The sequence below is a fragment of the Candidatus Neomarinimicrobiota bacterium genome, assembly GCA_016784545.1.
Lineage (GTDB): Bacteria > Fidelibacterota > UBA8477 > UBA8477 > JABMPR01 > JABMPR01.
In genome coordinates, this window is sequence record JADHUM010000062.1 from 1 (window position 1) to 23,207 (window position 23,207).

The 23,207-nt window shown below is 43.4% G+C and carries 21 protein-coding genes; 8 read left to right on the top strand and 13 right to left on the bottom strand.

The features are described from left to right. Together ISR87_13175 and ISR87_13180 are read right to left on the bottom strand one after the other, a co-directional pair. Nucleotides 1–1,351 (bottom strand): tetratricopeptide repeat protein (locus tag ISR87_13175; GenBank protein ID MBL7026393.1); only part of this gene is annotated, 1,351 nt, incomplete at its 3' end. A gap of 80 nt (nt 1,352–1,431) precedes the next feature. Beyond that, nucleotides 1,432–1,836 carry a hemerythrin family protein gene (locus ISR87_13180; protein MBL7026394.1) on the bottom strand — a complete coding sequence of 135 codons (405 nt, stop codon included), beginning with the start codon at nt 1,834–1,836 and terminating at the stop codon, nt 1,432–1,434. Nucleotides 1,837–1,992: 156 nt separating this feature from the next. Between ISR87_13180 and ISR87_13185 the strand changes: the two genes are divergently transcribed. From ISR87_13185 to ISR87_13220, 8 genes are all read left to right on the top strand, one after another. Further along, a complete protein-coding gene (locus tag ISR87_13185) occupies nt 1,993–2,421 on the top strand; it encodes a hypothetical protein (protein MBL7026395.1) in 429 nt (142 codons plus the stop codon). Between the two features lie 193 nt (nt 2,422–2,614). Next, nucleotides 2,615–2,905 carry a hypothetical protein gene (locus ISR87_13190; GenBank protein ID MBL7026396.1) on the top strand — a complete coding sequence of 97 codons (291 nt, stop codon included), beginning with the start codon at nt 2,615–2,617 and terminating at the stop codon, nt 2,903–2,905. Nucleotides 2,906–3,139: 234 nt separating this feature from the next. Further along, the gene (locus tag ISR87_13195) at nt 3,140–5,434 is read left to right on the top strand and encodes a hypothetical protein (protein MBL7026397.1); all 2,295 of its coding nucleotides are present in this window, start codon (nt 3,140–3,142) and stop codon (nt 5,432–5,434) included. Between the two features lie 499 nt (nt 5,435–5,933). Then, on the top strand, nt 5,934–7,163 hold the full coding sequence (locus tag ISR87_13200) for an NAD(P)/FAD-dependent oxidoreductase (GenBank protein ID MBL7026398.1): 1,230 nt from the start codon (nt 5,934–5,936) through the stop codon (nt 7,161–7,163). 1 nt (nt 7,164) lies between these two features. Next, nucleotides 7,165–7,854: a DUF1641 domain-containing protein gene (locus ISR87_13205; GenBank protein MBL7026399.1), complete on the top strand. Its 690-nt coding sequence runs from the start codon at nt 7,165–7,167 to the stop codon at nt 7,852–7,854. 1 nt (nt 7,855) lies between these two features. After that, a complete protein-coding gene (locus tag ISR87_13210; protein ID MBL7026400.1) occupies nt 7,856–8,173 on the top strand; it encodes a TusE/DsrC/DsvC family sulfur relay protein in 318 nt (105 codons plus the stop codon). Nucleotides 8,174–8,185: 12 nt separating this feature from the next. After that, complete coding sequence (locus ISR87_13215; GenBank protein ID MBL7026401.1) at nt 8,186–8,701, top strand: DsrE/DsrF/DrsH-like family protein; 516 nt, start codon at nt 8,186–8,188, stop codon at nt 8,699–8,701. Nucleotides 8,702–9,275: 574 nt separating this feature from the next. Further along, complete coding sequence (locus ISR87_13220; GenBank protein MBL7026402.1) at nt 9,276–10,046, top strand: hypothetical protein; 771 nt, start codon at nt 9,276–9,278, stop codon at nt 10,044–10,046. Between the two features lie 474 nt (nt 10,047–10,520). Here ISR87_13220 and ISR87_13225 read toward each other — a convergent pair whose 3' ends face one another. The 11 genes from ISR87_13225 to ISR87_13275 form a co-directional block, all read right to left on the bottom strand. Further along, nucleotides 10,521–11,528, bottom strand: coding sequence for a hypothetical protein (locus tag ISR87_13225; protein ID MBL7026403.1), 1,008 nt, complete (start codon nt 11,526–11,528; stop codon nt 10,521–10,523). Between the two features lie 22 nt (nt 11,529–11,550). Further along, nucleotides 11,551–12,114 (bottom strand): cytochrome c family protein, encoded by a 564-nt coding sequence (locus ISR87_13230; GenBank protein ID MBL7026404.1) that lies wholly within the window; start codon nt 12,112–12,114, stop codon nt 11,551–11,553. Between the two features lie 35 nt (nt 12,115–12,149). After that, nucleotides 12,150–13,409 carry a cytochrome c3 family protein gene (locus tag ISR87_13235; protein MBL7026405.1) on the bottom strand — a complete coding sequence of 420 codons (1,260 nt, stop codon included), beginning with the start codon at nt 13,407–13,409 and terminating at the stop codon, nt 12,150–12,152. An 11-nt stretch (nt 13,410–13,420) separates the two neighbouring features. Further along, nucleotides 13,421–14,476, bottom strand: coding sequence for a cytochrome b N-terminal domain-containing protein (locus ISR87_13240; GenBank protein MBL7026406.1), 1,056 nt, complete (start codon nt 14,474–14,476; stop codon nt 13,421–13,423). Between the two features lie 20 nt (nt 14,477–14,496). Next, nucleotides 14,497–14,937, bottom strand: a complete 441-nt coding sequence (locus tag ISR87_13245) for a Rieske (2Fe-2S) protein (GenBank protein ID MBL7026407.1) — start codon at nt 14,935–14,937, stop codon at nt 14,497–14,499. 34 nt (nt 14,938–14,971) lie between these two features. Then, entirely contained in the window at nt 14,972–16,189 is a 1,218-nt protein-coding gene (nrfD, locus tag ISR87_13250) for a polysulfide reductase NrfD (GenBank protein ID MBL7026408.1), read from the bottom strand. Between the two features lie 2 nt (nt 16,190–16,191). Continuing rightward, nucleotides 16,192–16,929, bottom strand: coding sequence for a 4Fe-4S dicluster domain-containing protein (locus tag ISR87_13255; protein MBL7026409.1), 738 nt, complete (start codon nt 16,927–16,929; stop codon nt 16,192–16,194). 41 nt (nt 16,930–16,970) lie between these two features. Next, entirely contained in the window at nt 16,971–17,720 is a 750-nt protein-coding gene (locus ISR87_13260; GenBank protein MBL7026410.1) for a hypothetical protein, read from the bottom strand. Between the two features lie 37 nt (nt 17,721–17,757). Further along, on the bottom strand, nt 17,758–19,413 hold the full coding sequence (locus tag ISR87_13265) for a hypothetical protein (protein MBL7026411.1): 1,656 nt from the start codon (nt 19,411–19,413) through the stop codon (nt 17,758–17,760). A 260-nt stretch (nt 19,414–19,673) separates the two neighbouring features. Beyond that, nucleotides 19,674–21,068 carry a sigma-54-dependent Fis family transcriptional regulator gene (locus tag ISR87_13270; protein ID MBL7026412.1) on the bottom strand — a complete coding sequence of 465 codons (1,395 nt, stop codon included), beginning with the start codon at nt 21,066–21,068 and terminating at the stop codon, nt 19,674–19,676. Continuing rightward, nucleotides 21,065–22,813, bottom strand: coding sequence for a hypothetical protein (locus tag ISR87_13275; GenBank protein MBL7026413.1), 1,749 nt, complete (start codon nt 22,811–22,813; stop codon nt 21,065–21,067). The genes ISR87_13270 and ISR87_13275 overlap by 4 nt, the downstream gene beginning before the upstream one ends. Between the last annotated feature and the right edge of the window lie 394 nt (nt 22,814–23,207).

Sequence of the window (23,207 nt, forward strand, 5' to 3'; positions counted from 1 at the left end):
CGTTGACAACCAGATTTAGTATCATCTGTTCAAGATCAATTTTGGATGCCAGAACAGTTACATCACCAAGATCAATGTCTGTCTCCAAAAATATTCCATGCGCATTGATCTGCCTGTTCACCAGAGATAAAGCACCTTCTATGGCCTCACTGACTCTGATCAAATCCTTTTGGGCATTATTGGGATGAGCCCAGACGGATCTCATATGTTTGATGATTTTGTCAATTCGGTCAACACTCTTTGAAATCTGTTCCATCTCTTCGACGAAAAACAGAGGGAGTTGATCTGGGTTGTTTCGATGCCAGTAGAGAACAGAATTTGCACTCACAGATATGGCATTCAACGGTTGGTTAATTTCGTGTGTAATCCCGGCAGCCATGACACCGATGGAGGCAAGCCGTGCTGATTTCTCCATGAGCTGATGATTTTTGAGACTTTGCTGCTCTGCCGAGTGTACCAAGGAGAGATGTGCTATCTTTTCTTTTATTTCTTCGGTAGATATTTTTTTGCGGAGTTCATTTTCCTTCTGTGCATACTTGTAAGCCAGCTCAAAATCTTCCTGTTTCACAGAAATTTTTTGAAGCACTTCGTATTGTACCAGGCTGAGCATGCTATTGCCGAAGATCTTGGCTATCTCCATGCCTCGATCAATGTATTTTCGAGCTTGCTCCAGGTCATTAGAACCAATCAAGATGCTGGCAAACTGAAAACATATATTTCCTTTTAGTACAGAATCTTCCATTTGATCAAACTGCAGAGAGGCTCGATCCAAATAGCGAATGGCTGATTCATTGTCGCCTCGGTCTGTAGATAGTTCACCTAAATTGCCGAGACAAATGACCTGGCTGTTGGTAGAATTTTTCTCTACGGCAATCTCATAGGCTTCCAGAAAAAGTTTCTCGGCTTCATCATATCGTTCCAGAGTTGCCAAAACTCCCGCGAGATTATTGAGAGATCTATAATTTCCGGGATCGATGCGAACGGCTTCGCTGTGTTGCTGAAATGCTCGCTCCAGGTCGTCCATGGTAAAGAATATCTGACCGAGATTATTCATGGCATTTGCACCAAGTGCACTATCTCCAATTTCATTTGAAACCAAAATAGCTTGCTCATAGTGGGAGATAGCTTGATTGTAGTCATCAATGGTAAAATTGTATAGACCCAGCAGATTCTCTATTTCAACAATGTGTCGTTTGCTCTGAATTTGCTCAGCTAAATCTCGAGCCAACGAAGCATATTCTCGACATTGCCTAAAATCATTGGCTAAACGAAATTGATCGGCCTTGGTAATGAGATCAGCAATATGATGTTCTTGTTTTACTCTCTTGGGTGTCTTCTGAGTATCGTTCATTCTATTCTGCCCAAACGCTATTATGAAATCTTTTCAATGAAACCAGTAATTATCATTCAACCGGATGGAGAAATCCCTGTTTATTCAGTAAATCGGGTGAGGTAGGGTCCATAGAGCTGATCCAGCCCAAGGGTATGATCCAACAACCATCCTGCAAGAAATTCAAGGACCTCGTCTATGGTCACACCATCATTGGCGGCAATTATTTCCTGATATTTGAGAACCTGTTGAAGAAGTGCTTCATGCTCAACAATATGCTCATCCAGACCATCGAATTTAAAATGCTTCATCATGGCTTCTTCTGCGACAAAATGGAAGATGGTGTAACTGCGCAGTTGCTCCAACGTGGTTTTGATGACATCAGGATTACTATTGTCCTCTTGGGCAAAAATGAGTGAATTGATCATTTCAAACAAAATTTTGTGGTGTTGATCGAATTCCCGAATGCCCACACTGAATCGATCTTCCCAGACTAACACTTGCAATGGAGTACTCCTTGATATTTAGAGTAAGATATGCAATTATTAATTCATCTGCAATGCGTCTTGCCATAATAATTGATTTGCAATTTACCAGCCCCCATGTGTAAACTTATAGACCATTTGTATTCATGAGCCGTAAGTGCTAGGGGGCACTCTATAATGAATTCACGATATTTACTCTTTGTTCTCTTCATGCTTTTCCTTTTTCCAGCACTTGTAGAAGCCCAAATTCCAGATGTAAAAATCCCATCCAGCATAGAGAAATACTTTCAAATGAACCGCAAGGGTCCAGAACTCGTTTCGGCTGAGGTGTTCAACCACCACCAATCTGGACGCACCATAAAATTGAAGATTGTGGCAACCCGTAACAATAGTGGCAAAGACCTGGCCTTTGCATTTGCCGCTGCAGCTGCGATTGCAAATATGGCAGACCGTCCTATAGAATTAATATGGGTAGAAATGGATATTAATTTTAAGGGGTCGGAGACAACTATGGCTCTGGCACCTGCCAATTGTACCATAGATGCTCTTATTTTTGGAAACTGCGAAACCGAAAAATGGTGGGAAGACTGCCTGCAGTTTCCGTAGAATAGTCGCATGAACTTCGGGTAGATTTGGCTATCAGGAGTAACTGAGGAATCCAAATATATATTTCCGCGCCCTACTCTACTGCACCGTTTTATTTCCGCTGCTTCTTTCAGCGCAAATTTCAGACGCAAATATTCCACGATCCATTGCTCAATACTTCAGGATAAATCGTCTTGGACCTGAACTGGTCAGTGTGGATGTCTTCGAACATCCTAAATCAGGTCGTGTCTTAAAAATCAAGGTAACAGCACGGCGAACTCAAGGCGAAAAAGATTTGGTGTTTGCACTGGCGGCAGCATCTGCAGTGGCCAATCTAGCAGAAAAAAATATTGAACTATTTTGGATTGAGATGGATATAAGATACAAAAAGGTTGAAATAACAACAGCTCTCGCCCCGGCAAAATGTACTATAGATGCCATTATATATAAAGAGGGAACAGAAAGTTGGTGGGACGACTGCCTCGAATTTATTTGGGTCCAATAGGTGATTTTTTGAGCTGTCTCTTCTCTCTCAATGGTTTTCTCTCTGATTTTACCGCTATAGTAACCCCATCCATACCTTTTCAGAGATACTCTACAGAGGAAAAATACCACTCGGCGAAGTGACAATTTTTAATTGGTCCTTCCTCATATATTAATTCAACAATCAGTCCTGGGAGAATAGCCGCAATAAACCTCCGTCATGACTGCAGTGTAAAATTTTACTTCTGAGGGGAACATGGATCGCAAACAAGCCTACACAATCGCACTATTATCATTTTCACTCCTGTCACTGGAGTTAATCTGGACCCGCATTCTGGCAGCAGAGTTTTTTTATACCTTCGCGTTTCTGGTACTCTCTCTGGCCATACTGGGACTGGGTCTGGGTGCCCTGACTCTCCGCATTATCCCCAAAGTTGACACGATGAGCAGCATGAGAAATAGTCTGCTTCTGGGTGGGGTTATGATCTTCATCGGTCCTCCCCTGGTTTATCGTCTGGGAATGAGTTTCTCAGCCCTGACAAGCAGTCTGGCCATGCTGGGAAAACTCGGTCTGGTCATTTTCATCCTCAGCTCCAGTTTTTATTTCTGTGGTATCGCTTTGGCTATTCTTTTTAAACGTTTTCACAGCCAAATCTCAGAGCTGTATATGGCCGACCTTATCGGTGCCGGCTTGGGCGTTGTGGGAGCCATTATATGTATGAATCTTTTTGGTACCCCTGTGGCAACCTTTCTCATCAGTATTCCCATCTTCCTTGCAGCAATGCTTTTTAGTGAAAGACTCTTAAAACTCATACCTGGTCTATTGATACTCATTTCTATTGGAGCTGGATATTATGGGTCAGATCTGCTCAAGTCATCCAAACCTGAGCGTTTTCCCAGTATCTATCAGCATTGGGATGCCATGGCGCAGATTAAGATGTTTGCCTATCCAGGGGATGAAGCCAGAGGTATGGTGATTGACAATGCAGCCAATACGCCTGTCTATGGCTTTGATGGAGATTATGCTTTATCCGATAGCGGGTCAGAAGATCTGTGGGGAATACCTGCAGGTGATTTGATTCGGCAGTTTGATTCCTGCAGATTTCTATCACTTGGTGCTGGTGGTGGTGCCGATGTACTTCAGGCTCTGGCTGAAGGAGCTACCGAAGTTCATGCGGTGGAGGTCAATCCCTGGTTTAATAAAATGCTAACTGAAGGAGACCCTCAGGGATATTTGAGTGCTTATACAGATACGCTCACCTCTGACCTGGTGACTTTACCAGAGTTCACCAGTCACTTCTATCAAGATCCACGAGTCATCGTGGTTTCTGAAGATGCCAGAGCATTTATTCGTCGGCATACTTCTCGTTTTGATGTGATTTATTCATTGAGCTCCAATACCTTCGCAGCCCTGGCATCTGGATCCTTTGCTCTGGCTGAGAATTACCTTTTTACAACAGAAGCTTTTCAGGATTACTGGACGGCGCTCTCTGATTCAGGATATCTCATGATGGAGCATCAGTTCTATATGCCTCGACTGGCAAGTGAAGCACTCATCGCTCTGGACAATCTGGGGGTCAAGCAGCCTAAATCCCATATTGCCGTATACAATTTACCCAACATGCGTCGAAAGGTTCTCCTGATGTCAAAAAGACCCCTGGAGACTGATTTTTTGCAGATCGCTTTACGTGATATCACTAAAGAGAACTATGATGATGTTCATCTTGTCTATCCAGCTGTAGATTCACTCAAGGACAATATTTACCAGAAAATTGTGGATCTGGGTTGGGAGGAAGTTGCTGATTCTCTATCCATTGATATTTCTCCTAACAATGATAACCGCCCCTTTGCAGCTCAAATGGGACTATGGAAGAATTTGAGTTTTGGTGGAGAGGATAGATTGCTTCCCTATGAATTCAGAGGTTTTCCCCTGACAAAATTGATTGTTGTAATTATCATTCTGGTGATCCTGGTGTTTATCTTCCCTCTCACGCTCATCCCCTACCTGAAAAGCGGACCCAGTTTGTCCCTTAATAACTACGCCTACTTTGCCCTGATTGGATTCGCCTATATGGCTGTTGAGCTGATTCTTATGCAGCAATTTACTCTGTTGGTTGGACCTTCAGTTTATAGTGTGGCAGCAATTCTCATGACCCTGTTGATCAGCTCAGGCATTGGGAGTCGCTACTCCTCCACCTTTGAATCCAAAATAGTTTTTGTCGCAATCATATCATGGCTTTTCCTCGATATAGTCCTCTTCAGATACATTGTTTACCTGTTTGGCGATTTTGGACAAGTCATACGAATCCTCGCGACCGTGGTTCTGGTAAGTCCCCTGGGTTTCTTCATGGGGATGCCCTTTCCCAAGGGCGTCAGACATGTTGGACCGTTGGTGGACTGGGGCTTTGCAGTGAATGGCGCAGCTTCCGTACTGGGCTCAACGCTCACCATACTTCTGGTGATTAGCTGGGGGTATGCAATTGGGTTAGGAGTTGCACTTTTGCTTTATGGCGGTGCCGGACTGTTAATACAAAGTAATTCATCATCATAAAGCAGGATTAGCTCAAACAACTTAAAATCCAAAGAACATGAAAATCTTTTAATCTTTGTAGAGAATGACTCATTCTAACTGGTGGGTGCATATGCCAAAACCAACTCTTGCGATGAGCAACCAATATTGATCCTTCGTTTAATTTGGGACCAAATGGCAGCCATGATACTAATGGTTTCTAATTAATAATATTCCACTTATAGGTTCATGCTGAATTGTGATATACACCATAATTCAGCCCAATTGTCTTTCCATTTTCATGCTGCCTGGCAGGTGAACTTGACAATGCAAATCTATAGATTTCATTACTTTAGGACTAACAACCTTTTTGATACATACAGTAGTTTGGTACAACATTTGTTAATAATATTCAGCATCTTATGATACTGAATATTTATGAAGACAACCATGACACAAGACTGAGGGAACCTTTGTACAGTCCTTGTATTAAGGAACCTCATGTCATGTGCTCATTCTCACCTACCCTGGAGCAAAAAACATGAAGAAACTACTAATCCTTGGAGCTGGCACAGCCGGCACCATGATGCTTAATAAAATGGAATCCGTTCTCGATAAGGAAGAGTGGGATATCACAATTGTTGACCAATATGAAACCCATTATTACCAACCGGGGTTTCTCTTTATTCCATTTGGAATCTACAACCGGCGTGATGTCATCAAACCCAAAAGGGATTTCTTCCCTCCAGGTGTCAATGTGATTTTCTCAAAAATTGACCTCATTGAGGCCGGTAAGAACCAGGTTATCCTTGATGGTGGCAAAGTTTTGTCCTATGACATTCTCCTGGTAGCAACAGGCACCAAGATTAATCCCGCTGAAACCGAGGGCATGCATGAAGGTGGCTGGCATAAAAATATATTCGACTTTTATACCGTAGAAGGCGCTGTTGCCCTCCAACAGTTTCTCAAATACTGGGAAGGTGGGAAAATGGTTCTCAATATTGTTGAGATGCCCATTAAATGTCCTGTAGCGCCTCTGGAATTCGTCTTTCTGGCAGACTGGTGGTTTACCGAACAGGGTATCCGCGACAAGGTGGATATTGAGTTTGTGACACCCCTGCCTGGTGCTTTCACAAAACCCAAGGCATCCAAGGTTTTTGGAGAATTTCTCAATAAGAAGAATATCAGTCTCACGCCAGAATTCAGTACAGGTCGTGTTGATTGGGAAAACAACAAACTTGTGGCCTGGGATGAAACCACTATTGATTATGACCTGCTGGTGACTATCCCCACCAACATGGGCGATGATCTAATTGCCAGATCAGGTTTGGGGGATGAGTTGAATTTTATCCCCACCGATAAATTCACACTTCAATCACTAGCAAATGACAATATTTTTGTGATTGGCGATGCCACAAATCTGCCCAGTTCCAAAGCGGGATCAGTTGCCCACTTCCAGGCAGATATCCTCCAGGACAACCTGCTGAGCTATATCGATGGCAGACCTTTGAAGGGTAAGTTTGATGGACATGCCAACTGCTATATTGAATCTGGATTTGGAAAGGGAATTCTCATCGATTTCAACTATGAGACTGAACCGCTGCCGGGCAAGTTTCCCCTACCTGGTGTTGGTCCCTTTTCCCTTCTGGAAGAAACCCGCATGAATCACTATGGCAAAATGATGTTTCGCTGGATGTACTGGAATCTGCTTCTGAAGGGAGCCGAACTCCCCATAGAATCGCATATGTTGATGGCCGGAAAGCGAGCCTGACATGAGTGGCAGTGACATTTCTGGACAACTCGCTGAAATCCAGACTACCCTGGATGGCATAACAGCCGAATTGGCCCTGGTCAGAAAGCAACGCCAGGAAATGGAAGATCTCAAAGAAGATCTTACCAGAGTTGCCAAAGACTTATTTGCAGGAGCCATTGAAGAATTTGAAGATATTGCACCCTTCGTAAGAACCGGTGACTTTCTACATCTGGTCAAACTCATCCTCAGGAACACCAACAACATTACCGAGGTGATAGCCAAGCTTGAAAGCGCTCTGGATTTCTTTGAAGATTTCAAACCAATTGGTAAAGAGCTCTTTGGTGATACCCTGGACACCCTGGACAAACTGGATCGAGCGAAGTATTTCGAATTCGCCAGCGAGGCAGTCCATATCAGCGATAATGTGGTTGAGCATTTTTCTCGTGAAGATGTCAAACTGCTTGCCGATAATATTGTACCTATACTGGAAGCACTCAAATCCATTACCCAGCCTGAGATGATGGGTTCAATCAAAAACGCAATCACCATCTTTTCTAAAATGAATACTGATGATATTCAGGAAGTCTCACTCTGGCAGGCTATGAAAGAGCTCAACACCCCTGAGATGAAACGGGGTCTTGGGTTTATCATCGCATTTATGAAAAATATCTCAAATCAAGAATCTAATATCATTAAAGGAGAAAAATAAAATGACAACCAAAGAACTTGCTGGAATCACTGTTGATGTTGATGCAGAAGGATTCCTCACCGACCACAAGATATGGAACCTTGACCTGGCAGCAGCTATTGCCAAGGAGGAAGGGATTGACCCCTTAACAGATCGTCATGTGGAAGTCCTCAACTTCATGCGCAAAGAATTTGAAGAAAACGGCACGGCTCCCTCAATTCGCAAAATGAATAAATTGAATGTTGTTCCTACCAAGGAACTCTATGCCCTTTTTCCTGGCGGTCCAGCGAAAAAGGCCGCAAAAATCGCAGGTCTGGGAAAACCCCAGGGCTGTATCTAAAGGAGAATCATAATGAGTGAACAACCTGAACCAATCAAAAAAGTATCGCTAATCGTCTCCAAGGGTTCTCTGGTAGATGTGTATCCAGCTCTTGTGATGGGAAATGGTGCCCGTATGGAAGGCATGGAAGCCTCTATCTTTTTCACCTTCTTTGGACTGGGTGCTCTGATCAAGAAAACCCAGAATTCACTGAAAGTAGCAACCGTGGGTAATCCAGCCATGAATATGGCTATGCCCATGTTAAAAATGCCTATTACCATGCCCTTCCCTACCCTCCTTGGAGCCATTCCAGGTGTCTCCAATTTTGCAACCTGGATGATGAAAAATGAAATGGAAAATCTGGACATTCCCACCATTCCCGAGTTCCTGGAAATGTTCACAGATGCTGGTGGTGAAGTCTTCGCCTGTAAACTGGCTATGGACATGTTCAAGTTGACCAAAGATGATCTCTGTGATCAGGTTTCATCTGTGTTGACAGTAGGTGAATTCTACGAACGCTCAGCTGGAGCATCCATCATTTTCACTTAAGCATATTTTACATGACTTATAAGAAGCAGCTGATCTTGGATTAGCTGCTTTTTTTTACGCACAAACGGTCCATCACCAGCCTTATTCCCATTCGTCTTTGCGAGAAGCGCAGCGACGAAGCAATCTCCGACCTCTTGGATAGCGGATGGATCGAGATCGCCACATCGGTCTGCGATCTTCTCGCAAAGACATGTAGGGAATTAACCTTTTATCATTCGGACGCACTTCGATAGCGTGACACCTCATTGTCCTTATCACCGGCTGCTGAGGTGCTCGAAGCCGGAGGTGTTGTGCTTGCTCCCGGACATTTCCAGAACCTCAATGTCCAAGTTCAACTCGTCTTTGCGAGCAGAACGACGCAATCTCAGACTTCAGATAGGCCAAGGATTTGGTGATTGCCGCAGCTTTCACTTCGTTCAAGCTTCGCAAAGACGGATGGAAGGTATATAATCCAAGTTGTAAAACTATTGTGCCAATGTATATTTCCTCGTTGGAACCTTCGCAGCAATAACAATAGTGGTAAAACTTGCCAGACAGGAGATTGAGTTTGCGTATTCAGATGATCTTCCATTTAATGTTAATTTTGCTAATCAGTTTATCATCTGCTATTGCGCAATTGAAGACTACCTATCCAGACAAATCCAATCCACACTCCGCCGGACTCAGTCAAGAATGGGACTGTGGTGAATGTCATTCTACCGATGCAATAAATGCTATAATTCACCCCATGTTTAATCTGAACCCAGAGAGTCCTCAAATGTCAGTCCCTGAGGATTTCCCCCTTTCTAATAACTCTGAGATGACTTGTTTCACTTGCCACAAAAGCAGTAAAAAACAAACCAGATCAAATCGTGCCTTTTTGAGAGGCGGACCATACCGCAGGGAATTGGAATTTTGTTATAATTGTCACTCAAAAGATAACTATGTCAAAATTAATCCTCACCAGCAACTTCAAGAAGACGGTAGTGTAAATAGTACGGTTTGTCTCCACTGTCATGCTCGCCAACCTACGGCTTCAGATCACCCATTAATTGCCTCAGAAATGCACGCTGACATGAAATCAACCTGCAATAAGTGTCATGCCCTTCATACCCATGAGCAAAACCATTATGGAAAGAATATCACGACCTCAAAAAAGGCAACGATCAAGCAATACGAGAAGACACAGAAGCAGTACGATATAAAGCTACCCTTATCACCAGCCAATGAAATCCAGTGCCACACCTGCCATTATATCCATGGTTCGCTGGGGATTGATGCTGTTGTGTATGAGGGAAGTGAGGAGAACCAACACTTTTTGAGACTCCCCAAGGAAAATCTGTGCTATGCCTGCCATAATTTATAGAAAGAAGAGGCTGTCCCAAAAGGGTGGCCTCTTTTTTGTTATTCGAAAGAGGTCTAGAGGTATAATGGTATAATGGTATAATGGTATAATCATGCATATTTTACTGTTAACACTATAGTATATGTGAAATGTTCATTATCCTCTAAAGCTAGATTTATAGCTTATGATCAACACCAGTCCAAACGCTTTCCCATTAATCTAGATGAATGGATACCAGACCTGCATTTGGTTTGCCTGGTTTGAGGGGACCAGGAAAGAGTCATTTACCCGTCTATAGTGAGTTGATTTAGCCTTTTAGGGATAGAAAATAGTTTTTAAAATGGGTTTTACCCAAATCTGTGAAAATCCGCCTGCCCGGCGTAGCTCAACGAGCAGAGACGGGTGTGAATCCGTGGCTAAAAGGAAAAAGGCCATCTCTTATTGTGAGACAGCCTTAACTAGATTTTTACCTGGATTGAATCTGAATTTTCTTTGCTAGTCCAAGCGAGTTCCCGGTAAATCCTCAGGATACTTCAGATCATCTTCATGGCATTCATAACAAGCTGGTGGTTTGCTAAAATCCTCATCCAGGTGACATTCGTAACATTCAAATTCTTCATGACCTAATTCCAGAACCAAACCCGTCGCTTCATGATCAAAACTACCTAGTTCAAAATTTTCATGGCATTTTGTGCATGTCTTGTCGAGTTTTTTAACTGAAGTATTCGCATCATGACAGTCTGTACAACTACGAGTAGCGTGAAAGGACTTCAGGGGGAAGGTGGTGAGAGCGTGGGTAAACCCTTCCGAAGCCTTCTCCCGATGACATTTTTCGCAGCCTGGAACCGCATTCACATCATGACATTTGCTGCAGGGGAAATGATGAATCTCAGAGCTTCCTGTAAGTATCTCCGGTACCTCCTGCGCCCCATGGCAGGTTGCACAACGTTCGTTTGTGTGGCAGGTTACGCACTTGAATCGAAACATCTCAACATGTTGATCATGCCGATAACTTACCCTTGGACCGTCTGCCTTGGGAGTTGCATAATGCACAACCCGAGGGTATTTAATCCGCGATTTAGTTGAATCAATAATGGTGAGTACAACAGGTTTTTCCTCACCCTGCTTGACATGGCAGGTACCACAAACATTGGACACACTCCATCCGCGATGGCAATTCAGACACTTGCGATGATAGGCAGCATTCAGGGAGGGTATTCCATTATTCAGGTCGTCTGGGTCATTGGTATGGCAATCTGCACAAGGGTCATAAATCTCATCCGCAGCATAATGATGGCAGGTAACACAGCCCTCCCCCATTGCTGACATATGTGCATGATCGCGATGGGGAAAATTTACTGGCTGAAAGATATTCTTCAAGGATTCCAGAGAAACATTTTCAGGAATTTCTGGGAAAGAATCCCCATCCGCAGCCATGAGATCCTGGGATGGAAGCAATAAACCAATTCCCATAATACAACCGACTATCAATGATTTTATCATCTGGAGTGTTCCATTATAAATATTAAGGATACCTATGCGCAATCTTAGCAGAACGATCCTTAAAATCAAATGGTTTAAATGTTGGTGATTTGTCATTATGACAACCCAGACAGGTTTTTTCATCAGGTTTGACCAACCCGAGAGTGGCACCATCAAGTGTGCCCTCATGGATGGCAAGCATATCCTTTTTCCCCTTGTATAAACTACCAGCTCCATGACAGGATTCGCAGCCTACCGACTTCAGGGCATTGTTTTTGGAAACAGCCTTTTTGTCCGTTTCATCTACAGTGAGCTGGTAACCCGAAGGAGTTCCCCAGCCTGTCACATGACACTGCAAACACTCTCCTGCAACATCTGGTGTGGTTTTCAATCCCCTCTTTTTTGCAATGGCTTTGGCCTCGTCAGTGAGCAATATATCGAAAGTGTTGGCGTGTCCTGTTGTTTCCCATTTGGTATATTGGGCGCCCTTTTCAGCCTTATTGTGACACATTTTACATTTTTTATTACCAATAAATTCTGGTTTGGCATCCTGGGCAAAAATGACACTTCCCATCAATAAAAATACTATGCTTGGAATGAGTCGCATTGGATCTCCTTTCACACTGGTTGATGTCTATCTAATTAAGACGTTTTATTTTTATCAATCTGTTTAATCTTCAGGAAAACAGCTAAGGCGAGGAGGACAAATGCCAGAGTAGAGATACCAAAGCCCAATCGACGCTGATTAAATTCACTTATTTCCAGACTGGCCAATGCCAGAGCCTTAGCTGACAATTCTTTTCCCTCTCCAGCCTTTTCGGTGATTTGAATAGGATCGAATGTGTGGACCATGGTTCGGAGCTGTATCAGGTTCTGCCTCGAATCCTTAAGTATGTATTGGATGTCCACATCGTTCATCCCTTTAATCTGAATATCTTTCAAACGGAGCAGGGCAGATTGATAGAGGCTGTCGGTCTGTCTAATCTGCATATACATGGATTCTGCCGCCATATATCCCTCATCACCATCGCTATGACACTCCAGACATAGGGATGACTCATTGACATTTAATAACTCATCAGTGGGCGCAGAGATTAAATGATTCCCATGACATTGCTCACAGCTATGATATTCAACTGATTCGGATAATTGTCCCATGACGGAAGTTTTGAAGTATTCCATGTTATTCAGGTGGCAGGATCCGCAAATATGACTTATGGATTCTGCACCTGGAGGAGCAGCTCCGTGATTTCCATGACAATCGTTGCACGCTGGAGATCCAGCATCACTTCTCTCGATGAGGGCTTTTCCATGGACGCTTGCAGCATAGTCTTCATACTGTCCTGTTCCATGCGATGTGGACGCCATCAGGTCGGCATCCCCGTGGCACTGATTGCATGTTTGTGGAATATTGAAGGCATGGACGCTGGACCGAGTGTCTTTGGCTGGCAAGATACCATGCGCTGTGTGGCAGCTACTGCACATGGCGACCTTTTTATCACCGCTGAGTAGTTTTTTGCCATGGGTGCTGGTATAATATTGATCTACCTGATCCGTGGGAATACGGGGCTGGAAAACCCTCATATATTCAATTTTACTGTGACACCTCCCACAAAAAGCGGGCATTTCTTGTCGCGAGGGAATGCCAATATATCCAGAATCTGGTGACATGGATTCATCCATATCTTCTGCCTGAGAATCTCCACCGTGGCACCCGGCGCATGAGATTTCCGCATGCTGGTGGACATCTTCCTTGTGGAAATCACCGGGCATGATATCATTCTCCATATGACAGTCCAGGCAGGTATTCACTTGTGATTCGGCTAAAAGGTCAGCTGGTCCCAGCAGGGCAATTCCGGCGAAAATTATAAGGCATTGCTTAAATGTTATTGATCGCTTCATATCATGCTCGCTTATAAATATCCGATGATCGTCAAGACCACCATGTAGGTAATAGTGATTATACCAAGTATCGTTATCCATTTTGAATCAACAATTTGCTTCCCTCTAAAACGGGCGAATGGAACTGCCATCCATAACAGGGCTGCACCTCCAAAAAGCAGAATCCCAAATGTCTCGCCCTCAATAAACCAGACATGTGGAGGAATCACTTTTAAGGTCTGGAACATGAACATAAAGTACCATTCAGGTTTAATACCCATGGGCGCTGAGGCCAGGGCATCGGCTTTTAAACCCAATTCCCAGGGATAGAAAACCGCCAGAGAGAGCACAATAATATTTATGATCAACCAGAGAAGGGCATCTCTGAGGATAAAATCTGGGAAAAAAGACATATAGCGTTTTTTTTCAGCCGGCAAGGCTTTGAAATGTCTAGGTTCGCTTATCCCCTGTCTCTGAACCAACAGCAGATGAAAGCTAAGTATCAAAAAAGTCACAGCAGGAAGAATAGCAACATGGAGACCAAAAAATCTCGATAAAGTTGCGCCGGTTACATCATCCCCTCCGCGTATAATGACTTTTAACTGTTCACCAATAAATGGGACAGCGCCCACAATATCTGTGCCCACTTTCGTCGCAAAAAAGGCCAGTTCATTCCAGGGCAACAAGTACCCACTAAAACCAAAAAACATGGCAAGTAGTAATAAAATGAACCCAGATATCCAGGTGAGTTCCCGCGGTGTAGTGAAAGCTCTAGTGAACACCACACTGAACATATGGATGAAGGCAAACAGCACCATGAGGTTGGCAGACCAGGCATGAACATTGCGAAAAAGCCACCCAAATTTGACCTCAGTGAGGATATATTGCATACTCTCAAAAGCGCTTTCTTCACCGGGGCGGTAATACATCAAAAGCAGAATACCAGTAAAGACCTGTACGATAAAAAGGAAGAGAGTTACACCACCCATATAATACCACATGGTATGGGAGTGGATGGGCACCTTTTTATGATCCATCATGTCGACCATTGGTTGCAGGTCAAGCCGGTCATCCAGCCAGCGAAACATACTTTGCTTCAGTGTCGGTTTCATGTCAAACCCTTGTCCTGAGAAATAATTACCTGATTATCCACTATGGAAACAGAGTAGACTGCCAGCGGTTTTGGAGGTGGACCAGAGATGTTTTTTCCAGTCAGATCATAAACCCCATTATGACAGGCACAAATAATCTGTTTTCTCGCCTGATTATATTGAACGATACAATCGAGATGGGTGCAGGTGGCTTCCAGGGCTTTGAATGTATCTCTATCGGAACGTATGAGAATAACCGGGGTTCGGCCAAATCGTACAATTTTTGAACTATTCACCGGAAAGTCTCCAACTACACCAACTTTTAGTGAGCTAACCTGTGGTTCAGTCACTTTGGGTGGTATCAAAAACTGAAATACTGGGTAAAAAATGGAAGCCAGTCCACCTATACCTCCTGCACCTAAAAGTGTGTTAATAAACTCCCTTCGACCGTATTTCATGTAAGCCTTCCCTGCCCTTTATTAGACATAAATCCTACGATGTTGAACTCTGAGTAACAGCAGTAGCATCTTCCGCTCGCCAAGGGTTTAATATTTTGATGAGCATCCAAAGAATGATGAAGGGCATTATTAGAAGGGCAATAGAAACCAATAAACCCTCCAGACCAAGAAACGTCATCTTATATGTTGTGAGCCCCATGAAACTTTTTGAGAAGAGTTGCCCCCCAATAACGACATTCCAACGGGTTGAGAAAATTCCAACTTGCACCAGAATGGCCGAAATGAAGTATAACAATTTTCGTAGATCAGCAGGAACTTTAAATGCTTTGACTCCAGCAATGGTGAAGAGTGGGACTATCATTCCTATTAACACTTGCATAATGATCAAACTTGAAAAAAGCTTGTTTTGCACCAATAACGCCAAAATTTTTATGGATTCTTCAGACTCATAGACACGATGTATGAAATCCAATATTTCCAGAGAGAAGTCGATAATCATGATATAGAATAAATAACTCGCCAGCTTATCGAGAGTCACCATATCCACAATTTTGTTTCGAAGCGGTGTAATTATCATATACAGCAGAATGATTAATGCCACCCCGGAAACAATGGCAGAGAACAAAAATACGATGGGAATCAACACGCTGGACCACCAGGGATTGGCCTTGATCGACCCGAAAAGGAAACCAACATACCCATGGAGTAAAAAGGCAGATGGAATACCTATTATGGTTATGACGCGTACTGCCTTGTGATCAAAAGCAATTGCTTTTTCTGAAACATCTTTGGAGAATAGTGAAAGGGTCCGATAAAATATTCTTTTTAAGCCTTTATTCTCGTTGGCCATGAGAACCAGATCCTGACGAAAATCGAACCAGAGTTCCAGTAGCAATACCGCCATGAGATACCAGGCATAAACAAATCCGAACATGGCCATTGCAGAGTTCACATTGGGAGTCAGAAAAATTTCAAAAGATTTTTCCGGGTGCCCCAAATGCGCCAGTAAGGGCAGTGGTGCTATAACGATAAATGCCAGAGCCGTCAGCAGAGACAGACGATATGTTGGCTGGAGTTCTAAAACATTAAAGACTTTGACCAGTGATGCCAGGATGAAAGCACCAGCTACAAGTCCCGTTAGATATGGATAAATGACAACCAGCAAGCCCCAGTGGAGCTCTATTTCGTTCGGATAAATGTAGCCTGTGACTTGATCAAGAAGCGGTGTTAAATGTTGAACTATTTCTTCCATAATCATTTAACCTCCATATCCAGATTCGCATAGAAGACCTTGGGTTCTGTATTCAAAGCCGGTTTAAGAACTCCAATCCGGTTCATGCGTTTAAATCGGTGCAAGGGACTTGCTTTCTGGTCCAACTCCCCAAATATTCTGGCTTGTGTAGGACAGGCTTCCACGCAGGCTGGCTCTTCTCCCCTAACAATTCTGTGATAGCAAAAGGTGCATTTCTCAGCGGTTCTCGTCACAGGATGCAAAAATCTGGCACCATAGGGACAAGCCTGGATGCAATAACGGCAACCTAAACAATAATCGGCATCTACCAACACCACGCCATCAGCAGATTGGTAAGTTGCGCCAACCGGGCAGACTTGAACACAGGGTGGATTTTCACAATGGTTACATAATTTGGGGACAAAGAAGCTGCGGAGGACATCGTCACTTTCAGTTTCTTTTTTAAAACCATCCACTGCACCATTGGGACAATCGATGATAGTTTCTCCATTCTCCTGCACCTGATAGCGTTCGACCCAGGTACGAAAGAAAAAGGGTTCTTTGGGGACATCATTTTCAATTTTACAGGCGTTTGAACATCGTCCGCACCCAATACATTTGTTAATATCCACTCCCATACCCCATTTATGATCATGTGGATCATAATGGATTGAGTCATCAGCCCAGTCAAAAGGCTTTGCCGCACTTTTCTCTCCACGCACGACTTTAGGGACCAATAAACTGGCGGCAAGCCCCGCCATGGATTTCAGGACGTCACGTCTTTTGGATGTGATAATATTTTTCATCTTGCCTCCGGTAGGTGTGGGTAATGACATTGCCAGCAATCATAGCGCATCTCATGTGTGGCAAGATCTATCCTGGGAGCATTGATATCATGCTTTGAATTCTTGGTGTGGCATTGACCGCAAAACTCGCGATTTTGTGGTTTACTGGGAAGATATTGACGCGGTGAGGTTTTGTGTAATTCCGGTGTTTCATGGCAAAACTCACATTCAATATCCGTGTGATGGGATACAGCTTTGCTTCGTGATATCTCACCATGACATGCGGAGCAATTGCTGGGCACATCTGGGGGTACGGGATCGTGGGGCTCATGACAGGATATACAGGGCTTCAATGAGTTATGGGATTGGCTGACTATTTGAGGAAATCCAGTTGGTCGCGAAGAGAGATACTCATGACATACGGGGCAAAGTGTCCGTTCTCTGGGAAAACTGGGTGTATTTTCATCCGGGTCTTCGATATGCCCGGCCAGAGGTCCATGACAAACTTCACAGCTTAACTTTTTGTGATATCCAGCTGCCAGTATTTCCGTCATATCCTCATGACATTCACTGCAGCTTGCTTTCCCGGCATATTTAAATGGTACAGCCGCCGCATCGTTCAATGCACCACTTCGGAAATGACCTTGCTCCCCAAATCCATCCGGTATAAGCATGGGCCTAACAATAAGAAATGCAGTAATAATGATGGTCACAACTATGGCTAACCGTTTGATCTGCTCAGGAATTTTGCTGATCCAATTAATCATCAGACTTCCCCTCAAATTCAGAAGTTTTGATTTCGTTTTATTGTACATCTTTGAATGGTTCCTGTCTAAGAGAACCTTGTTTACGGATGCGTGTGTACACACCAGAGACGGTAACTAGAACCACTCCTAAGGCTAAGAAGGTGAGAATTCGTTGTCCCGGCTCCATTCCCATGGTTGCCAGTAGAATGGTATAGATAATCGTTGCAATAAGAGTCAAATGACCCATCCAACGATATCTTTGACTTTTTAACATCACGCTGAGGCCATAGTATAGCAGTGTCACACCCAACCAGGGGAAGGCAACCCATTCATGGGGGATAGCTTTCCACAGTGCAAAAGGAAGGGACACGAAAGTGATCGCCAGATAAAAATTGATCAAAATATTATAGGATGAACCAAGACGAATTTCATAAGCCCGAATCAGTCTTGCACTAAAAAGGGCCACAAAGCCAAAACTCACGCTGATGATCCCGGCAAAACCACTTGCCGCTGTATAGGCCAGGAATAGGACAATATAGAGCAGGAAATTTGATATGGTAATGAACTGTGAACTAAACCAGAGCGCATTGGCCAAAACCAGTAAACTCTGCCAGATGAGAATGACATATATATCGGGTGAAGCGATTGTCTGTACAAACCCGATACTTATGGTACTGTGAGCAAGCAGGGTAAAGAGCACCATTGAAAAATTGATCTCCAGGCGCTTCCAAAAGGCTAAAGCCAGACCAAAGAAAACAACGAAGAAAAGGATTTTTGGCAAGATGGTTGAGGGAACATCGTTTAGAATAAATGACAAATTAAATAGCACAAACGCCAGCACACCATTAGCCATGGCATTGGCAACTATATACTTCCTGGCGATCTTATCTGTGTCTGGAATAATGAGGATCAGGGAGAAAATGAGGGCATAAATCAAGATATATATCTGGTTCCAGGCTGGATTTGCCACCACCTCATATCCACCTGTCATGAGAGGATTGCCCAACATCCAGATGAAATGGGCAGCATAGACCGCGATGGTGCCATAAATAAATGTAATGGGGTCTTCTAGCTCTCGGGAGTAGAAGACGATCCCCAGGGCAACCAGGGCATTCAGGGTTAAAGTCCAGCCAGGTATGTTTATGACCAATCCCGCAAGGAGCATCAGGGTTAAGCAAATTGAATATAAATAGGGAGATTTTTTGCTATAAGCAAAGGCAACGAGACCCAGACAGAGAAATGTTAGCAAAAAATACTCCAGGTACCCTGATGCCATTAAGCTCGGCTCTCCAAAATGGAATAAACGCAGGACTGAGATAAAGCTCACCACAAAGGCAGCACCCCAAAGATTTATTGAGATAAATTTAAAAGAGGTTTTGGTATAAATAGCAGCACCAATCATGAGCACGCAAATTCCTGTCCCCATAAGACTGGGTAGAACAGGATGTAAATTGCTCCATTGCATACTTAGCAGAAAAACAAAAGCAATAACCAGGATGGCAATACCTACATAGGCAAACCAGTATTCACCAATGTGAATTTCAAACGCATCTGGTTTTCCATCACCACGCTCCTGAATACCTCCAAGGTTTCGCTCTTCCGTGGTTTTGATATACGGTTTCATAGCTGATTCCAGGTTGGATACTCTTTGGTCCAGGTCTTTTAAATAATCAATCACCTGGGAGGATGATGAATCGGCGGGATTTTTTGCCATGATATACCTCAGCTTAATTGAAATAAATGTGTCGAGTTTCCCCTTATATCTCAATTTACATGCCAGTCATAAGCATAGGCATCTTATAGTGTTGTATATATTGTGTTTATATCACTTTTTAGGCTCGTATGTTTTTCCCATAAGTGGGACAATATTATGCCCAATAACGTCATAATAAGTGCTATATCTTTATGTTATTTAATGATTTAAATCATGGTGTGAAATTTTATTTCACAGTGACTAAAAAATGACAGGGTGAATTAGAGCAGTCGCCACTCCTCAGGATCGATGCCATGTTTTTGAAGCAATCGATAGGTATTGCGCCTTGTCATTTCTGCTTCTTCGGCGATACGAGTCACATTTCCTTGGTGCTTGCGCAGGAGGAACTTCAGATAACGTTGCTCAACCTTATCGATTTCACGCGTGCGGGCTTGCTTAAATGACATGGCATCAAAATTTTCCTGGAGGGGCTCTAGAGAATGGAATTGCTCTGGAAGATGGGCACTCTGGATCACAGTATCGTCGCTCAGAGCAACCAGGCGCTCAATTACATTTTCCAGCTCACGAACATTTCCTGGCCAATTATACGCTTCAAGAAGAGCAAGTGTCTCTGCTGAAAATTTGAGTTTCTTTTTGCCCGTTGTGACCATGGACTTTTTGGCAAAATGGTTTACCAACAGACGGATGTCGCCTTTTCGCTCTCGCAGAGGTGGGATATGAATATGAATCACATTGAGTCGGTAGTACAAATCTGCACGCAATTTATCTTCACCGAGAATTTTGTCAGGGGAACAATTGGTAGCTGATATAATCCGTACGTTTATTGGTATCTGGAGATGACCACCCAATCTTCTCAATTCGCGTTCTTGGAGCACACGTAAAAATTTTGTTTGCAGCGAATGAGCCATCTCACACACTTCATCGAGGAAGAAGGTTCCCGTATTCGCATATTCGAAAAGGCCGATTTTTGTTTGATCGGCACCTGTGAAGGCACCTTTTTCATATCCAAAAAGCTCAGATTCAAAAAGATTTTCAGGAAGTGCCCCGCAATTCATGGGTACAAAGGGTTTGGCCTGCCTTTTACTGCGCGTATGTATACTTCTTGCAATGAGTTCCTTTCCGGTACCGCTCTCACCGGTAATAAGGATATTGACATCCGTTGGAGCAACAGTTTCGATGAGTTTGAAGATTTTTAGCATCACATCACTTTTACTGATGATGTTTTCAAATTTGTATTTGTCTTTGAGTTGCTGTAAAAGGGATTGTCGTTCTTCTACCAGGTTTGAAAATTCCAATGCTCTGTCAATAACCACTTTGAGATGATCTGCCTCAAAGGGTTTCTCAATAAATTCATATGCTCCAGCCTTGATGCAGGCAACTGCCCTGTCGATGGTTCCATAGGCTGAGATGATGACCACAGGCAGATCTTTGGCATACATGCGGATTCGTTTTAACATCTCCAGACCATCAAGGTCGGGCATTTGCAGATCACATAGCACGAGATCAAAATTCTGGCTTTCAATGAGCTCCAATGCATAATGTACATCTTTGGTTGTCATGGGTTCGAATTCCAGACGGCGCAAAAGGTTAGCTGTTGCTTCAAGAAAATCTTGTTCGTCATCAATAATGAGTATGCGTGGGCCTATGGGTTTCATGAATTATCCGCTGGTAAATAAATTAAGAATGTTGCGCCCTCTCCCGGCGTACTCTGTACCTCGAGGCGACCGCTGTGTCTTTCCACGATGGATTTAGAGATGGATAAGCCCAGGCCAGTCCCCTGAGTTCCTGGTTTGTTGCTCACAAAAGGTTTAAAGATATTTGGGATATCTGTAACAGGAATTCCAGAACCATTGTCCTCCAGGGATATGACATGCCAAGTCTGCAGTCCCATGGAGGATTCTTCCTGTATGCTTTCTATGCGCAGGGTAATTCTGCCATCCGACCCTACAAAATCTATGGCGTTGTTGAGTAAATTGATGATAACCTGCTCCAACCTTGGTCGGTCAAACGTGAAGGCGGGCCAACTTTCTGGTAATTCGTTAACCACCACTACTTGTTTTGTCTTTAATCGGGGGCCGACCAAAAATAAACATTCAGCTATAAGATCCAGGATATCATTCAGCTCTGGCCTGAAGGGCATGACTCTGGAATATCCCAGTAGGCGTCTCGTGTAATCTTTTATTCTATGGACCTGCTTCTTAATAATATGCATTTCATTCTGGGATTCTTCCCCAAGATTCTCATTGAGAATCATCCCATCCGCTACAGCTGATATGATCCCCGTCGGTGTGTTAATTTCATGTGCAACTGAATCAATCAATTCTCCCAGTGAAGCCAGTTTGGTTGCCTGGTCCAGTTTTTCCTGGATGCGCTGAACCTCGCTAATCCGCTTCTTGGCCTGATCGGCCAACACACGTTTCATATTCAAATAATACAGTGAACCACCTGTGATGATCAAAAGGAGCAGAAATACACCTGACAGAATAAATATGGCAATGGAATTTCGCAGCACATCCCGGGCTACAGAGGGAGAGTAGGTAGAAATGGCCAACACCCATTTCAAGCCCTCATATTGGATGGGTTCATAAGCCATTATTTTTTCAGGCTCCCCTTCGATGATATATTTTGCTCGTCCAGATCCCTCATATATCATTCGTTCCTGTATTTTGAAGGAACTATGACATTCAACGCAATCTTCCTGCATATCTCTGATATTATGCAGTAGCATTTCCTCATGGCTGGGATGATATATGACTCGGCCTTGGTCATCCATGACCCAGGCAAAATCATCTTCACCCAGTTTGAGGGGTTTAACAAATTTTTCCATCAACCAATCAAAATTTATTAATAATCCCATGTTCCTGACGGTAGGCTTCGAAGGGAAATCTGGATGAGGAGTCCGTGGTGGTAGAAAAATGACTAGAAAATGATAGGGAGGGTCCTCAGAATCCAGATTCTGAGGATATACAGGTGAGAATAATATTCGAGATTCACTTTGCTGAATCTGACCAGGATCGAAAACATTAATGGACATGAGGTGGAGTTCCTCGGCGACCCATTCAGACAGTGCCTTCCCCCCTGCTTTTTCAATCCTGAAATCATCATCCAGAGTGAACCAGGAGCTTATCCCTTCTGAACTTAACTGATTGGAATATTGTAAAATATCCACATTCTCCAGACCAAGCTGTGAAAGCAGATGAAGGTCGTCGGCCAGATGTTCGAAATAATTGGTCACGCTGGCAGTGGCCGTTTTTGCCATTTCTGACTGTAGCTGCTGATGATAAGAGGTGGCTTCTGATAACGCGGTCTGGTAAAATTTTATGACCAGAAAAACAAAACTGGAGACCAGCACCAACGAAAATGCGACAATAGAGTTTGAATTGAGTCTAAATCGCTGCATAATCTCTTAAAGCCATTAAGTAACTATACTCCATAATAACATTTGAATCCCATAATGAGATCACTTCAGTAATTTCTATCAAACTTCAATTTTACTCCTGCGAAATGGAATCTTCAATTTGATAACGAATCGTAAATTTGCCTCTAAGCTAAGCTTAGATGATATTAGGAACTATGGAGAAGTGATTTGAATGATCGTGAGTCAAGCTGTTCATGATCCTTAAAGTGCAAGCAAGACTTGCTTTAAATTAGATGGCAATCGAGTAGGAGGATAGGGATTAATTCCCTATCCGTCCTCTCACACCACCCTGCGTACGGTTCCGTACAGGGCGGTTCCTTAATTTACACCTTAACATTTCGGTAATAATCCGTGAAAAAGAGGTATCCAGCTTCTT

Bases quoted from the DNA above. Each gene is read 5' to 3' on its own strand.
- ISR87_13205 (MBL7026399.1), top strand. From the start codon at position 7,165: ATGAGTGGCAGTGACATTTCTGGACAACTCGCTGAAATCCAGACTACC.
- ISR87_13270 (MBL7026412.1), bottom strand. From the start codon at position 21,068: ATGAAACCCATAGGCCCACGCATACTCATTATTGATGACGAACAAGAT.
- ISR87_13195 (MBL7026397.1), top strand. From the start codon at position 3,140: ATGGATCGCAAACAAGCCTACACAATCGCACTATTATCATTTTCACTC.
- ISR87_13230 (MBL7026404.1), bottom strand. From the start codon at position 12,114: ATGCGACTCATTCCAAGCATAGTATTTTTATTGATGGGAAGTGTCATT.
- ISR87_13185 (MBL7026395.1), top strand. From the start codon at position 1,993: ATGAATTCACGATATTTACTCTTTGTTCTCTTCATGCTTTTCCTTTTT.
- ISR87_13255 (MBL7026409.1), bottom strand. From the start codon at position 16,929: ATGGCGGGGCTTGCCGCCAGTTTATTGGTCCCTAAAGTCGTGCGTGGA.
- ISR87_13200 (MBL7026398.1), top strand. From the start codon at position 5,934: ATGAAGAAACTACTAATCCTTGGAGCTGGCACAGCCGGCACCATGATG.
- ISR87_13265 (MBL7026411.1), bottom strand. From the start codon at position 19,413: ATGGCAAAAAATCCCGCCGATTCATCATCCTCCCAGGTGATTGATTAT.
- ISR87_13235 (MBL7026405.1), bottom strand. From the start codon at position 13,409: ATGAAGCGATCAATAACATTTAAGCAATGCCTTATAATTTTCGCCGGA.
- ISR87_13245 (MBL7026407.1), bottom strand. From the start codon at position 14,937: ATGAAATACGGTCGAAGGGAGTTTATTAACACACTTTTAGGTGCAGGA.
- ISR87_13210 (MBL7026400.1), top strand. From the start codon at position 7,856: ATGACAACCAAAGAACTTGCTGGAATCACTGTTGATGTTGATGCAGAA.
- ISR87_13240 (MBL7026406.1), bottom strand. From the start codon at position 14,476: ATGTTTCGCTGGCTGGATGACCGGCTTGACCTGCAACCAATGGTCGAC.
- ISR87_13215 (MBL7026401.1), top strand. From the start codon at position 8,186: ATGAGTGAACAACCTGAACCAATCAAAAAAGTATCGCTAATCGTCTCC.
- nrfD (MBL7026408.1), bottom strand. From the start codon at position 16,189: ATGGAAGAAATAGTTCAACATTTAACACCGCTTCTTGATCAAGTCACA.
- ISR87_13220 (MBL7026402.1), top strand. From the start codon at position 9,276: ATGTTAATTTTGCTAATCAGTTTATCATCTGCTATTGCGCAATTGAAG.
- ISR87_13275 (MBL7026413.1), bottom strand. From the start codon at position 22,813: ATGCAGCGATTTAGACTCAATTCAAACTCTATTGTCGCATTTTCGTTG.
- ISR87_13225 (MBL7026403.1), bottom strand. From the start codon at position 11,528: ATGATAAAATCATTGATAGTCGGTTGTATTATGGGAATTGGTTTATTG.
- ISR87_13260 (MBL7026410.1), bottom strand. From the start codon at position 17,720: ATGATTAATTGGATCAGCAAAATTCCTGAGCAGATCAAACGGTTAGCC.